The organism is Rhodoblastus sphagnicola (assembly GCF_002937075.1).
Classification (GTDB): Bacteria; Pseudomonadota; Alphaproteobacteria; order Rhizobiales; family Beijerinckiaceae; genus Rhodoblastus; species Rhodoblastus sphagnicola.
Genome location: NZ_NHSJ01000116.1, coordinates 14,779 through 28,256, shown reverse-complemented (window position 1 = coordinate 28,256; position 13,478 = coordinate 14,779). Strand labels below are relative to the sequence as shown.

Here is a 13,478-nt window from a genome sequence, read left to right as displayed (position 1 = left end):
GCGCCCCCGCATAGGGCGACCATAAGGACGCCCGTGTCAGGCGCATGTCGCGATGCAGCGGACGTTCCGCTGCTTGTTCTCATCCCCAAGGGATCGCACTCATGCCCAAGCGCGCCGATCTGGCTCTGGTCGCCCGTGGCTTGTTCGCGAGCCGCGCCAAGGCGCGCGAGGCGATCGAGGCGGGGCTGGTGCGGCTCGATGGCGCCTTGGTGCGAAAACCGTCCGAACCGGTGGCCGACGCGGCGCAGCTCGACGCGGAGGCCCCCTACCCCTGGGTCTCGCGCGGCGGCGTGAAACTGGCGGCGGCGCTCGACATTTTTGGCATCGATCCCGCCGGCAAGCAGGCGCTCGACATCGGCGCCTCCACCGGCGGCTTCGCCGACGTTCTGCTTTCGCGCGGCGCCGCCCACGTCACCTGCGTCGATGTCGGCACGGGCCAATTGCACGAAAAAATCGCGCGCGATCCGCGTGTGACCGCGCTGGAGAAATTTGACGCGCGAAAACTGACTTTGGCCGACCTGCCGGGGGCGCCACAGATCGTCGTCTGCGATGTCAGTTTCATTTCGCTCACCCTTGTCCTGCCGCCTGTTCTTGCCCTGGCCGAACCGGGGGCCACAGCCGCGCTCCTCGTCAAACCGCAATTCGAGGCGGGACCGAAACACGTGAAAAAGGGTTTTGTGCGCGACGCGCGCGTCCACGCCGAAGTGTGCGACAAGATCAAGGCGCTGGTCGTAGACCTCGGCTGGCGCGTTCTGGGCGTCACGCCCTCGCCGATTTCCGGCGGCGATGGCAATATCGAATTTTTATTGGGAGCGCGCCGCGCGTGATCGACCTCAACGCCCACCTGACCATCGAAAAACTGACCTCGCGCGGCGAAGGCATGGCGCCAGGACCCTCAAAATCGCCGGTGTTCGTGCCCTTCGCCCTGCCCGGCGAGGAGGTTCTGGCCGAAGTCGATGGCGAGCGCGGGCTTCTGATCGAGGTGCTAAAGCCCTCGCCGAACCGGGTGGCCGCCCCCTGCCCGCACTTTTCCACCTGCGGCGGGTGCGCCGTGCAGACCCTATCGGCGGCCGCCTATGGCGAATGGAAGCGCGGCCTTGTCGTGGACGCCCTGCGCCACGCCGGGGTGGTTGCGGATGTCGCGCCCTTGCGCGCCGCCTGGGGCGACGGCCGGCGCCGCGCGACGTTTCACGCCCGTTTCGATGCGCGCGGGCGCGCCCATGTCGGCTTCATGGAGGCGCGCAGCCACACCATTTTCGAACTCGACGCCTGCCCCATTCTCGCGCCGGATATGGCCGGGGCGCTGGCCGCCGCGCGCGAAATCGCGCAAGCGCTGGCCGGCAACGAGAAGCCGCTCGATCTGGTCGTGACCGCCAGCCGGACCGGGCTCGATGTGGATTTGCGCGGTTGCGGCAAGCTCGATTTCCACACGGAACAGGCTTTGATCGCGGTGGCGCAACAACGCGATCTCGCGCGGATTTCCAACCATGGCGCGGTCATGATCGAGCGCCGCGCGCCCGAAGTTTTGTGCGGACGGGCGGTGGTCACCCCGCCGCCGGGGAATTTCTTGCAGGCGACGGCGGCGGGCGAGGAAGCCTTGACCTCTGTCGTCGTCGAGGCCTTTTCGGGCGCGAAAAAGTGCGCCGACCTGTTTTCCGGGACGGGCGCCTTCGCCTTGCGTCTGGCGGAAAAAGCCGAAGTGTTTTGCGCCGAAAGCGATGCGGCGGCGCTGAACGCCTGTTTGCGCGCGGCGAACACCACGCCGGGCTTGCGAAATGTGACGGGCGAAGCGCGCGACCTGTTCATGCGGCCCGTCCTGCCGGCGGAACTGGAAAAGTTCGACGCCGTCGTGTTCGACCCGCCGCGCGCCGGAGCGGAAGCGCAAGCGCGCGATCTGGCGCGCAGCAGCGTCCCGAAAATCGCGGCGGTGTCCTGCAACCCCCAGACTTTCGCGCGTGACGCAAGACTCTTGGTCGCGGGCGGCTATGCGGTGGAAAGCGTCATTCCTGTTGACCAATTCCTCTATTCGCCGCATGTGGAATTGATCGGAATTTTCGCCAAGGTTTCCGCGCGCGCCAAGAAAAAGCGCCGGTTGCTTGGCTGACGTTTGAGGTTGAGATGGCTGAGGAAATCGCCAAGGCGCTGGCGGGCGTTGTCGGTGACAAATATGTGCTGACTGGCGCCGACATGGCGGCTTACATGAGCGAGCCGCGCGATCTCTGGCACGGCAAGGCGGCGTGTGTCGTGCGGCCCGGTTCGGCGGCGGAGGTCGCGGCGGTGCTGGGCTATGCCGACGCCAATGGCCTGAAAATCGTGCCGCAGGGCGGCAATACCGGGCTGGTCGGCGGGCAGATCACCGATACCTCCGGCACGCAAATCCTGTTGTCGCTGAACCGGCTCGACAAGATTCGCGAGATCGATCCGGCGTCCAACACCATGATCGTGGAGGCCGGCGTCACCCTGCAAAAAGTGCAGGAGGCCGCCGAAAGCGTAGACCGGCTGTTTCCGCTGTCGCTGGCGGCCGAGGGGTCCTGCACCATAGGCGGCAATCTCGCGTCCAACGCCGGCGGCACCGCCGTGCTGGCCTATGGCAACGCCCGCGATCTCGTCACCGGGATCGAAGTGGCGCTGGCAGATGGCAAGCTGCTGAACAACCTGTCCAAACTGCGCAAGGACAACACCGGCTACGACTTGAAACACGTGTTCATGGGGTCGGAAGGGACTCTTGGCGTGATCACGGCGGCGGTGGTCAAGCTTTTTCCGCGCCCGCGCGCGATCGAGACCGCATTGATCGGGTTGGACAGCCCGGAGAAATGCCTGGCATTGCTGGGGCTGGCGCAGGCCATGGCCGGGCCGGACTTGAAGACGTTCGAGTTCATGTCGCGTTTCGGCATCGAGATCGTGGTGAAGCACACCGAGGGCGCGCGCGAACCGCTGGAAGGGACGCACAACTGGTATGTGCTGCTGGAACTGGCCTCGCAGGCCGAGGCCGGCCTCAACGACAAGATGATGGGCCTGCTCGAAGCCGCGTTTGAAAAAGACATCATCGAGGACGCGGTCGTCGCCGCCTCGCTCGACCAGCGCAAGGCGTTCTGGACGTTGCGCGAAAATCTGTCGGAAAAGCAGAAGTTTGAGGGCGGGTCGATCAAGCACGACGTCTGCCTGCCGGTGGCGCTGGTGCCGGCCTTTTTGGCCGAGGCCGGGCCGATTGTGGAAAAAACCATTCCGGGCGCGCGGCCAGTGCCGTTCGGGCACATGGGCGACGGCAACGTCCATTATAACGTCAGCCAGCCGATTGGCGCTGACAAGGGGGCCTATCTGGCGCGCTGGGAGGCGTTGAACGAAGCTGTTCATGCGGTGGTGCTGCGCATGAACGGCTCGATTTCCGCCGAGCACGGCGTCGGCGTGTTGAAGCGCGACCTGCTGCCGGGGATCAAGGACCCGGTGGCGCTGGAGGTGATGCGCCGGTTGAAGACGGCGCTGGACCCGAAGGGAACGTTGAATCCGGGGAAGGTTCTTTAGAGCGGGATGTTTTGAGGGCCCACGAGCGGTGACGCTGCGCGCGCGTCATCAAGGCGCTGCGTCAAGGCGACAGAATCAGCCAGATGATTTCCCTACCCCGCGTCGCCGACCGGAAGCGTGAACTCAAAAATCGCGCCATAGGGGATATTGGGGCGGAAGCGGATCTCGCCGCCATGGGCCTCGACGATGCTCTTGCAGATCGATAGGCCGAAGCCCATGCCGAACCGCTTCGTGCTGTAGAAGGCCGAGAACAGTTGCTCCCGCGACTCCGGTTCGACGCCCATGCCATTGTCGGCGACGCTGACGCTGACATGGTCCGGGTCGGACTGCGCCAGCGCGATGACGATTTGCGGCGCGTCAGCGAAGCGCAAGGCGTCGTCGGCGTTTTGCAGCAGATTGACGATAACCTGTTCGATCTGGATGCGATCGACGACGACGTGAAAACTGCGCTCCGGCGCGAAAACGATATGCGCGCGCGAGCGCGGCGGCGACAATTGCAGGGCCTCGTCGATCAGGGTCACGAGATCTTCGTTCTCGCGCGTCGCCGGCCGCTTTTCGATGAAACCGCGCAGGCGCTTTAAAATCTCCCCGGCGCGACGCGCCTGGGCTTCGATCCGCCCGATCATCTCGGCCTCCGCGCCAGGGCCGGAGGGCGCGCGGCGATAGGCGGCGGAGAAGTTGAGGATGGCCGAGATCGGCTGGCCGACCTCATGGGCGAGCCCGGCCACCACTTCGCCCATTTCGTTGAGCCGGCCGACATGCATCAGTTCGTCGCGCAACGCATTGACCCGGCGCCTTTCATCGTGGATCGGACTCATGTCGCGCATGAAGCCGACGAAGATCGTTCCGCCATTGTCCTGCGCCTCGCTGACCGTCAGCTCCAAAGGGAACACCGACCCGTCCTTGCGCCGTCCCTCGACTTCGCGCCGGCGCCCGATGGTCTTGCTGTCGCGATTGCGCCTGTAGGCGTCGAGATAGCCGGGATGTTCGGCGCGCACGGGGCCCGGCGTCAGCAGATCGACGTTTTTTCCCAGCATTTCCGCCGCAGAGTAGCCGAAAAGTTCGCAAGCGGCCGGATTGGCCGAAACCATGCGGCCACCGGCGTCGATGGTGACAATGGCCTCCATGGCCGAATTGAGAATGGCGTTCAGCCGGCGTTCGTTGTCTTCCAGCGCCTGGCGGATGGCGACCCGCTCCGAAATGTCCTCGCTGAAGATCAGAACGCCGCCGACGCCGTCGCGCGGATGGCGCCAGGGCCGCACCTCCCAGCGCAGCCAGAGCGTCTCCCCGTCGGCCCGTTCGAACCGGTCGCGATCACACCGCACGGTTTCGCCCTCGAGCGCCCGCGCGTAAACGTGCTTCCACTCGTCGCCGATATCGGGAAAGATGTCCAGATGCGACTTGCCGACAATGTCGCGGGTGAGATGAAAGTCGTCGCGCCAGCGCGCGCTTGCGGCGATGTAGCGCATGTCCCGGTCGAACATGGCCATGGAGGCCGGGGCCTGCTCGACGAAATGGCTCATTTGCTCGGCGTTGATCCGGTCGAGGACGTCGACCGCGTTTTTCGCGCGCGACAGGCCCTCGAGCGCGCGGGCGAGCAGCAGCAGCATGGCGCTGTTGAATGTGAAAACAGCAGGGCGAAAATAATCCGGCCCGGCGAGCGGCGACCCGACCAGCCCCGAATTGTTGACGACGAGCGCGACGACGACGACGACGACGAGGCTTGAAGCTTCAAGCAGCAAGGCCGCCGCAATCAGGGCTGGAAAGAACAGGGCATAGGCGAGCCGGTCGCCGAGCGCGGCGTCGAGGCTCACGCGCGCCATGATGGCGCCGAGCGCCAGCGCCGCGATCACGCCGATCCGCAACACGCGCGGCCAGAGCGGGATTCGGCGCAGCCATGCGCCGGCGAGAAACGCCGGTCGCGGAATTCCCGCCACGCGACCCTCGCCGACTTTCGTTCCAGACATTGCGCCCTCCGGGCATGATGGACTCGCCACTAACGAGCAGGCGCTCCGCGCCCCCAGAGTTTAAGCTTTCGCGGAAGATACTGATAGAATCGGAAACTACGGAATATTGTGGCCTCGACGTGACGTACTGGCGCGATCCATGATAAAGAGTGATACGGCCTAGCCTGGGCTTTGAGAGAATGGCGACGCGACGAGAATTCGCGCGCGGGAAGCCCCGGACCAGCCCGGAGAGCATTGATGGTGAACGGCCCGATAGTCCATGTGATCGAGGACGATTCCGCCGTCCGCGAATCCCTCGACCTGCTGCTGCGGTCCGCCGGACTGACGCCGCGCCTCCATCCCTGCGCGCGGGATTTCCTCGATTGCAAGCCGGAACCGAACGGATGCGTCGTCACGGACATCCGCATGGCCGACATGTCCGGCATCGAACTTTTGGCGGAAATGAAGAATCGCCGCATCGCCCTGCCCGCCGTGGTGATGACGGCTTTCGCCGACGTGCCGCTGGCCGTGAAGGCGATGAAGCTGGGGGCCGTCGATTTCATCGAAAAGCCATTCGACGACGAGTTGATGGTGGGGTCGATCCGCGCAGCCTTGGCGCGCAACGCCGACCCCGACTGCACCGACACCCAAATCGGCGCCGCGCGCCGGCGGCTGGCCGGGCTGACCGCGCGCGAGCGCGACGTGCTGCATGGGCTGATGAAGGGCAAGCTGAACAAGACCATCGCTTTTGAACTCGGCATCAGCGTGCGCACGGTGGAGACCCACCGCGCCAATCTGATGACCAAGACGCAATCCGAGAGCCTGTCCGAACTGATCCGCCTGTCGCTGCTGGCCGAAGAAACGGAGGTTGGCTGAAGCCTGCGCCTATTCCTTGCGTTTCGGCGCCTCGGGGCCGGTCGGCAACGCGTTGAGCGGCAGGATATTGTCGGGCAGGCGCGTCCAGGTCTTGGTCTGGCCGAGCGCGGAAATGCCGACATAGCCGCGCAGCATCAGTTTCTTGCCGTCCGGACTCAGGTCCATGCGCGCTTCATAGACGGTTCCGTCGCGAGGATCGAGCACTTCGCCGTCCTCATAGGCCAGACCGTCGCGCTTCATGTTGGTGACGATTGGCAGGCCGAGAATCGGCAGGTCCTTGAACGTCCCCTCGCATTTATCGCAGGTCTTGACCTTTCCCTCTTCGCCGGGCTTGGGGTAGGACTTGACCAGGCGGCCTTCGTAAAGGCCGTCCTTTTCGATGAAATAAAACCAGGCGTTGGGCTTTCCGGCATCGTCGTAGGATTGCCAGAAGCCCTTGGCCGTCTGCTCCTCGGCGCGCGCCGAAGCGCCCGGGAGCAGCGCGGCGGCGACGAACGCCACGGCGAAAAGCGCCAGGGCGCCCACTGTCGGAAATCTTTTCATACGCAAGCTTCCAGTGACTGACTGACAGGCGGCGCGGAAGGTCCGATTGGCCGCCCCGCCTTCCTTGGCTCAAGCCGCGTCCTTATAAACCGCGCGCCGGAGGTTGACCAGACGGAATCGCGACCGGCGAACCGTCGTCGCAGCGCGGATCTTGCCCGCGCCGATCTTGCCCGCGCGCGAGCACGATGCTGCAATAGAGGCGCCAGCCACAGCCCGCGCCCGCCCCGCGCGCCACGCGAAACTCCAGTTGCGACACCGGACTGCCGTCGAGCGCGCGCGCCCGATGCGCCTCGATGCGCCATAGTCGCGGCCAAGGAATGCGCGACCAGGGAATTCGCGCGAGCAGCCATGCGGCTCCCGCCACGCCGCCCGCCATGGACAGCCAGAACAACGCCCCCAAAGCAACCTCCCCAGAACGAAAAGAAAACAAACGGCTTTGTAAGTTATTCTTACACATCTTAGTTAATTGTCAACGAATTTGCCCCAAAGTCACAAGCCGCGCGTCGGCCATTGATTCGAACCGCCGCCTTGCGTATGGTTCGCTTACGCGGAGGCGCGGCATGTCTTACAACCAAGACGAGGACAGCGAACGCGAGGGCGCGGCGCGCCACCTCGCCAAAATGCTACTTGGCGAGGCGCGCCGTCTGGCGCTGCAATTCGAATCCATTCTGACGCTCGACGCCGCCGTGTTCCACGAGGCGACCGCCGATCTCGCCGCCCTTGTCGAGGGCCTGAGATCCCAGGCCGGACCGCGCGCGAACGCGCCGGCGCGCGGCGAGGTCGAGCGTCCCTTCGACAGCGGCAATACCGAGAGTTTCATCCTCGACATCATCGGGATTTTCCCCGAAGGAGCGTCCGTCGAGAATATTTATAATGGCGTGGTCGAATCCGGCGCCGCCATGAGCCGCGAGGCGCTGACCGTCCGCCTGCACCGCATGTTGCGCGCCGGCAAGATCACCCGCCCCTCGCAAGGCCATTACGCCCTGCCCCGCACGCCGGTGACGCCGTTCCGACGCTCATCAATGTAAGTTTGCATTACACTGGCTGGCGCGACTGTCGCCAATAAAAAAGCGGGTCCGAAGACCCGCTTTCGATTGTCCCGCTTCCGAGCGCCGTGGACCGCCCTCGCCCTTCGCGACAGCCGCTTTCATCAGCTTCCTCGGGCTGAGGGCCAAGGATGGACTCAGGCCATCGCCGTCTTCAGGTTTTCGTCGATCTTGTCCAGGAATCCCGTGGTGGTCAGCCATTTCTGGTCCGGCCCGACCAGCAGCGCCAGATCCTTGGTCATGAAGCCGCTCTCGACGGTGTCGACGCAGACCTTTTCCAGCGTCAGCGAGAATTTCAGCAGGTCCGCGTTGTCGTCGAGCTTGGCGCGATGGGCGAGGCCGCGGGTCCAGGCGAAGATCGAGGCGATGGAATTGGTGGATGTCTCCTTGCCCTTCTCGTGCTCGCGGTAGTGGCGGGTCACCGTGCCGTGCGCCGCTTCGGCTTCCACGATCTTGCCATCGGGGGTCATCAGCACCGAGGTCATCAGGCCGAGCGAGCCAAAACCCTGCGCCACCGTGTCGGATTGCACGTCGCCGTCATAGTTCTTGCAGGCCCAGACATAGCCGCCCGACCATTTCAGCGCGGAGGCCACCATGTCGTCGATCAGGCGGTGCTCGTAGGTGATGCCGAGCGCCTTGAATTTTTCGGCGAATTCAGCGTCGAAGATCTCCTGGAACAGATCCTTGAAGCGGCCGTCATAGGCTTTCAGAATCGTGTTCTTGGTCGAGAGATAGACCGGCCACTTGCGCAGCAGGCCGTAGTTCAGCGAGGCCCGTGCGAAGTCGCGGATGGAATCGTCGAGATTGTACATGGCCTGGGCCACGCCGGCGCTCGGGAACTTGAACACTTCCTTCTCGATCACCGTACCGTCTTCGCCCTCGAATTTGATGGTCAGGCGGCCCTTGCCGGGCACTTTGAAATCGGTGGCGCGATACTGGTCGCCGAAGGCGTGACGGCCGATGACGATCGGCCGGGTCCAGCCGGGAACCAGACGCGGCACGTTCTTGCAGATGATCGGCTCGCGGAAGATGGTGCCGCCCAAGATGTTGCGGATGGTGCCGTTGGGCGACTTCCACATTTCCTTGAGGTTGAATTCCGTCACGCGGGCTTCGTCGGGGGTGATGGTCGCGCATTTCACGGCCACGCCGTATTTCTTGGTGGCCTCGGCGGAATCGATCGTGACCTGGTCGTTGGTGGCGTCGCGGTGCTCGACCGACAGGTCGTAATATTTCAGGTCGATGTCGAGATAGGGGTGGATCAGCTTGTCCTTGATGAACTGCCAGATGATCCTGGTCATCTCGTCGCCGTCCATTTCGACGACCGGATTGGCGACCTTGATCTTGCTCATGCCCTGACCACTCCCTGTTCCGCGGCTTATTGGCGCAGCCCGAAGCGCCAAGCCGCCGCCCTATAGCACCGGCTCACGCCTGCGCCTAGTAGGGCTTTCGGCGAGCGTCTGGAGAGTTTGGCGGTCTGTGGCTCTCGCGTTGGAGCGGGCGCCTCACGCCTTCCTGAATGGCGCGTGCTCGGCGTAATCCGCGATCGCCTCGTCCACCGCCTCGGCCTCCCGGGCGAAAAAATCCTCCGCGGCGTGAGCCAGGCGGGGGTCGCGGAATTCATGGGCGGAAAAGGTCGCGACCGGTTCATAGCCGCGCGCCAGCTTGTGCTCGCCCTGCGCGCCCGCCTCCACCCGCTTCAGCCCGCGCGACAAGGCGAAATCCACCGCCTGATAATAGCACAGCTCGAAATGCAGGCAGGGGTGATCCTCGATGCAGCCCCAGTTGCGGCCGTAAAGCGCGTCGTCGCCGATCAGGTTGAGCGCGCCGGCGATCAGGCGCCCCTCGCGCCGCGCCAGCACCAGCAGCACGCGATGCTTTAGTTTCTCGCCGAGCGCCGAGAAGAAGGCGCGGGTGAGATAGGGCCGGCCCCATTTGCGCGCGCCTGTGTCTATGTAAAAGGCGAAGAAGGCGTCCCAGTGTTCCTCCTTCAGGTCGGCGCCGGTGGCCCATTCCACCGTGATCCCCGCAGACAGCGCCTGTTCGCGCTCCTTGCGGATCGCCTTGCGTTTGCGCGAGGCGAGGGCGCCCAAAAAATCGTCGAAACTGGCGTAGCCCCGGTTGATGAAATGAAACTGCTGTCCCTTGCGCGCGGCGAGACCGGAGCCGCGCAAGAAATCCATGTCCGGGGCGTCGGCGAAATTCACATGCAGCGAGGACGCGCCGATCTTGGCGGAGAGCTGGCGCAAGCCGTCCAGCACTTTTTCGCGCGCCGCCTCGGGCGCGCCCGCCGCGACCAGCAGCCGGCGCCCGGTCACCGGCGTGAACGGCGTGGCGCACAAAAGTTTCGGATAATAGCGCCCGCCGACGCGGGCGTAGGCGTCGGCGAGACCGTGGTCGAACACATATTCGCCCTGCGAATGGCTTTTGAGATAAGCCGGCGCGCAAGCCACAAGCCTGTCGCCGCTCTCGACCAGCACATGGACGGGACTCCAGCCGGTGCGCCCGCCGACGCAGCCGGTCGTCTCCAGCGCATGAAGGAAGGCGTGGGTGAGGAAGGGATTGAAGCGCTCGCCGCCGTATTCCTCATGCTGAGAATCCGCTGAAGGCTGCGTCCCGAAGCACGGATTGGCGCAGGCGTCCCAGGCGTCGGGCGCGACTTCGGCGATATCTTGCGCGATACGGAGGCGGAAATTGCTCATGTCGCCAACATGGTAGCAAAAGCCGCGCCATTCCAGTGCGGCGTCGCCGTCAATCGCGACGGACCGCGCTGAACGCCTTGGCGATCGCGCCAAGCGGCGCGAGCGCCGATGCCCCCTCGAAGCCGAGGCCGCCGAGAAGCTGTTGCAAGAGCGTCTTGCGCGCCACGGTCGCGACTTCGAACAGGCGCGCCTCGTCCTTCAAGCGGAAGAGAAGATCGTCGCCGGTCGACAAGGCGTCCACGAGGCCGAGGCTCACGGCTTCGCTCGCCAGCCACACGTCGCCGTTCGCGATTTTGGCGATGTCGGCGGCCGGGCGGCGCTCGGCGACGAAGCTCTTGAAGGCCGTGTGAATGTCTTCGATCTTGCCGAGGGCATGCTCGCGGCCGGCCGGCGTGATTTCGCCGAGCACCGAGATGGAGCGCTTGAATTCGCCCGCCGTCAGCTCCTCATAGTCGATGTCGTTCTTCTTGAGCAGGCGATGGAGGTTCGGCGCCTGCGCCACGACGCCGATCGAACCGACCAGCGCGAAGGGCGCGGCGACGATTCTGTCCGCCGCGCAGGCCATCATGTAGCCGCCGCTCGCCGCCACCTGATCGACGGAGACCGTGACCTTGATGTTGCGGTCGCGAAGACGCGAGATTTCGGCGGCGGCGAGGCCGTAGCCGGTCACGGTGCCGCCGGGGCTTTGCAGGCGCAGCACCACCTCGTCCGTCTCCGGCCGGGCGACGGTGAGCACGGCGTCGATCTCCTGGGCCAGTTGCTTGACGGTCGAGGCCATCGGGTCGCCCTTGAAGCCGAGCACGTAGACGCGCTTGCCAGTCGACGCCGCCGCGCGCGCCTTGGCCTCGCGCTTGCTGGCCTTGGCCTCGCGCTTGCGGGCCTTGGCGCGCGACCGCCGCTCTTTCCTGTCGAGGATTTCCGCGTCGAGTTCGTCGCGCATCTCGTCGTAACGCTCGTTGATCGAGCGAACCTCGATTTCGCGCCGGCGCACTGCATCGCGGTAGGTCACGCGCGCGATGAGGGCCGCGAGGGCGCCAATCGAAGCAACAATGAGAAGGGCTTTCAGGGCAAAGGCGGCTATGTCCAACCAGAAGGCCATGGGAAGGAGTCCTTGCGTGCAATCGGTTCGCCGCGTCTTTCCACGGCCGCCGGCGGAATGCAAGCCGCGGCGTCACGGGGCGGATTGGCCTCGACGAGGCGAGGCGAGGCGGCGGGGATGGCGCGCTATATAGGGAGGCCCGTCGATAGACGGGGGGAATCGACTTTGAAGTCACCACTGCCGTGGTCCATGGCCGACCAGACCAACCGGCGGCTTTCCGTCGATTCCGAAAGATCGTCGATCCAACCCGGCAATGTCTGGATCTGGCGCCAAGCCGTCCTGGCCAGCGGCGTCCGCGTCCCGCCCGGCGCTGTGCCTGATCGGCGCCTGCCGTTCGATCCGCGCGCGTCGGGTTCTCGCGGCTCACGCCGCGGCGGCGCTGCCTTCGTCGGCGGTCACGCGGTTGCGTCCGCTGCTCTTGGCGAGATAGAGCGCCTGGTCGGCGCGTTTGAACAGGGCTTCGGGCGTTTCGCCGCCATGGGATTCCGCCACGCCGATCGACACCGTGACCGGCAGCGTCCGCGCGCCGCCCTTGATCGAAAACGGCGCGCCCGCCATGGCCGCGCGCACCCGCTCGGCCACCCGTATGGCCACGGCGAGCCGGGTTTCCGGCATGACGATCACGAATTCCTCGCCGCCGAACCGGCACACCAGATCGGCGCCGCGCACCACGCGCTTCATGCGGGTCGCGAAACCCTTTAAAATTTCGTCGCCGACATCGTGGCCGTGATTGTCGTTGACTTTCTTGAAATGGTCGATGTCGAGCACCATCGCGGAAATGGGTCGCCCCTTTTGCGCGCATTGCTCCATCAGGGTGACGAGATGGCTTTGCAGATAGCGGCGGTTGTTCAATCCGGTGAGCGGATCCACCACGGCCATTTCCATCGCCGCCAGCACGTTCGAGCGCAGCGAATCGGCGTAGCGCTTGCGCCGCACCTGCGTGCGGACGCGGGCGACGATCTCGTTCTTGTCGATGGGGCGGACCAGATAGTCGTTGACGCCGAGGTCGAGGCCGCGCAGCACGCGGGCGCGGTCCTCGATGTCCGACAGCAACAGGATCGGCGTGTGCCGCGTGCGTTCGACGGAGCGCAACTGGCTGCACAGGCGCAGGCCGTCATAGTCGGCCAGACCCAGGCTGACGATCACCAGTTCATAGGCCGTGTCGGCCGCGCGGAAAAGGGCTTCCGCCGGGTCGGTCTCGACCTCGACCTCGTAGCGCTCGCGCAGGCTGGAGACGATCTTCTCGCTGGAATTGACGCGGTCGTCCACGACCAGAACCTTGCCGCCCAGCCCGTCGTCGAGCTGGTGGGCGACGGCGCCGGTGACGCCAAGAGTCGCCGACGTCTCGGCTCGCGCGCGTAATTCGTCGATTGTGCCCTTGAGGCGCGCCAGCGAGCGCACGCGGGCGATCAAGGCCATTTCGTCGATCGGCTTGGTCAGAAAATCGTCGGCGCCGGCGTCGAGACCCTTGACGCGGTCGGAGGTCTGGTCGAGCGCCGTGACCATGATTACCGGCAGGTGCAGCGTGTCTGGATTGCTTTTGAGCTTGCGGCAGACTTCAAAGCCGTCCATGCCCGGCATCATCACATCGAGCAGCACGAGGTCGCAATCGCCGCGCTCACAGATGTTGAGCGCCTCGAACCCGTTGGTGGCTGTCACCACGTCGAAATATTCCGCCGTCAGCCGCGCTTCCAGCAGCTTTACGTTGGGGATGAGGTCGTCCACGACCAGAACGCGCGCGGTCATG

The 13,478-nt window shown here is 65.0% G+C and carries 12 protein-coding genes; 5 read left to right on the top strand and 7 right to left on the bottom strand.

The window, feature by feature from the left end:
* The first annotated feature begins 101 nt into the window (after positions 1-101).
* Genes CCR94_RS18785 through CCR94_RS18775 form a run of 3 tightly spaced genes read left to right on the top strand, consistent with a single transcriptional unit; the run spans position 102 to position 3,522 of the window.
* Positions 102-827: a TlyA family RNA methyltransferase gene (locus tag CCR94_RS18785; RefSeq protein WP_104509358.1), complete on the top strand. Its 726-nt coding sequence runs from the start codon at positions 102-104 to the stop codon at positions 825-827.
* Entirely contained in the window at positions 824-2,104 is a 1,281-nt protein-coding gene (locus tag CCR94_RS18780) for a class I SAM-dependent RNA methyltransferase (protein WP_244594135.1), read from the top strand. The genes CCR94_RS18785 and CCR94_RS18780 overlap by 4 nt, the downstream gene beginning before the upstream one ends.
* Positions 2,105-2,118: 14 nt before the next feature.
* The gene (locus tag CCR94_RS18775) at positions 2,119-3,522 is read left to right on the top strand and encodes an FAD-binding oxidoreductase (protein ID WP_104509357.1); all 1,404 of its coding nucleotides are present in this window, start codon (positions 2,119-2,121) and stop codon (positions 3,520-3,522) included.
* A gap of 92 nt (positions 3,523-3,614) precedes the next feature.
* On the opposite strand, the gene CCR94_RS18770 is transcribed toward CCR94_RS18775, so the two are convergent.
* Positions 3,615-5,489 carry a PAS domain S-box protein gene (locus CCR94_RS18770; protein ID WP_104509356.1) on the bottom strand — a complete coding sequence of 625 codons (1,875 nt, stop codon included), beginning with the start codon at positions 5,487-5,489 and terminating at the stop codon, positions 3,615-3,617.
* A gap of 237 nt (positions 5,490-5,726) precedes the next feature.
* Between CCR94_RS18770 and CCR94_RS18765 the strand changes: the two genes are divergently transcribed.
* Positions 5,727-6,344 carry a response regulator transcription factor gene (locus CCR94_RS18765; protein ID WP_104509355.1) on the top strand — a complete coding sequence of 206 codons (618 nt, stop codon included), beginning with the start codon at positions 5,727-5,729 and terminating at the stop codon, positions 6,342-6,344.
* A 9-nt stretch (positions 6,345-6,353) separates the two neighbouring features.
* Here CCR94_RS18765 and CCR94_RS18760 read toward each other — a convergent pair whose 3' ends face one another.
* On the bottom strand, positions 6,354-6,887 hold the full coding sequence (locus tag CCR94_RS18760; protein WP_104509354.1) for a DUF2147 domain-containing protein: 534 nt from the start codon (positions 6,885-6,887) through the stop codon (positions 6,354-6,356).
* Between the two features lie 82 nt (positions 6,888-6,969).
* Complete coding sequence (locus tag CCR94_RS18755; protein ID WP_104509353.1) at positions 6,970-7,287, bottom strand: hypothetical protein; 318 nt, start codon at positions 7,285-7,287, stop codon at positions 6,970-6,972.
* A gap of 160 nt (positions 7,288-7,447) precedes the next feature.
* Between CCR94_RS18755 and CCR94_RS18750 the strand changes: the two genes are divergently transcribed.
* Positions 7,448-7,915 (top strand): hypothetical protein, encoded by a 468-nt coding sequence (locus tag CCR94_RS18750; protein WP_104509352.1) that lies wholly within the window; start codon positions 7,448-7,450, stop codon positions 7,913-7,915.
* A gap of 155 nt (positions 7,916-8,070) precedes the next feature.
* Here CCR94_RS18750 and CCR94_RS18745 read toward each other — a convergent pair whose 3' ends face one another.
* The 4 genes from CCR94_RS18745 to CCR94_RS18730 all read right to left on the bottom strand — a co-directional run bounded on the left by CCR94_RS18745 (position 8,071) and on the right by CCR94_RS18730 (position 13,477).
* On the bottom strand, positions 8,071-9,282 hold the full coding sequence (locus tag CCR94_RS18745; protein ID WP_104509351.1) for an NADP-dependent isocitrate dehydrogenase: 1,212 nt from the start codon (positions 9,280-9,282) through the stop codon (positions 8,071-8,073).
* 153 nt (positions 9,283-9,435) lie between these two features.
* The gene (locus tag CCR94_RS18740) at positions 9,436-10,632 is read right to left on the bottom strand and encodes a GNAT family N-acetyltransferase (protein WP_104509372.1); all 1,197 of its coding nucleotides are present in this window, start codon (positions 10,630-10,632) and stop codon (positions 9,436-9,438) included.
* A 49-nt stretch (positions 10,633-10,681) separates the two neighbouring features.
* Positions 10,682-11,731 (bottom strand): protease SohB, encoded by a 1,050-nt coding sequence (sohB, locus tag CCR94_RS18735; RefSeq protein ID WP_104509350.1) that lies wholly within the window; start codon positions 11,729-11,731, stop codon positions 10,682-10,684.
* A gap of 363 nt (positions 11,732-12,094) precedes the next feature.
* Complete coding sequence (locus CCR94_RS18730) at positions 12,095-13,477, bottom strand: PleD family two-component system response regulator (protein ID WP_104509349.1); 1,383 nt, start codon at positions 13,475-13,477, stop codon at positions 12,095-12,097.
* Position 13,478 lies beyond the last annotated feature (1 nt).

Bases quoted from the DNA above. Each gene is read 5' to 3' on its own strand.
- CCR94_RS18740 (WP_104509372.1), bottom strand. From the start codon at position 10,632: ATGAGCAATTTCCGCCTCCGTATCGCGCAAGATATCGCCGAAGTCGCG.
- CCR94_RS18785 (WP_104509358.1), top strand. From the start codon at position 102: ATGCCCAAGCGCGCCGATCTGGCTCTGGTCGCCCGTGGCTTGTTCGCG.
- CCR94_RS18745 (WP_104509351.1), bottom strand. From the start codon at position 9,282: ATGAGCAAGATCAAGGTCGCCAATCCGGTCGTCGAAATGGACGGCGAC.
- CCR94_RS18750 (WP_104509352.1), top strand. From the start codon at position 7,448: ATGTCTTACAACCAAGACGAGGACAGCGAACGCGAGGGCGCGGCGCGC.
- CCR94_RS18775 (WP_104509357.1), top strand. From the start codon at position 2,119: ATGGCTGAGGAAATCGCCAAGGCGCTGGCGGGCGTTGTCGGTGACAAA.
- CCR94_RS18760 (WP_104509354.1), bottom strand. From the start codon at position 6,887: ATGAAAAGATTTCCGACAGTGGGCGCCCTGGCGCTTTTCGCCGTGGCG.
- CCR94_RS18730 (WP_104509349.1), bottom strand. From the start codon at position 13,477: ATGACCGCGCGCGTTCTGGTCGTGGACGACCTCATCCCCAACGTAAAG.
- sohB (WP_104509350.1), bottom strand. From the start codon at position 11,731: ATGGCCTTCTGGTTGGACATAGCCGCCTTTGCCCTGAAAGCCCTTCTC.
- CCR94_RS18770 (WP_104509356.1), bottom strand. From the start codon at position 5,489: ATGTCTGGAACGAAAGTCGGCGAGGGTCGCGTGGCGGGAATTCCGCGA.
- CCR94_RS18765 (WP_104509355.1), top strand. From the start codon at position 5,727: ATGGTGAACGGCCCGATAGTCCATGTGATCGAGGACGATTCCGCCGTC.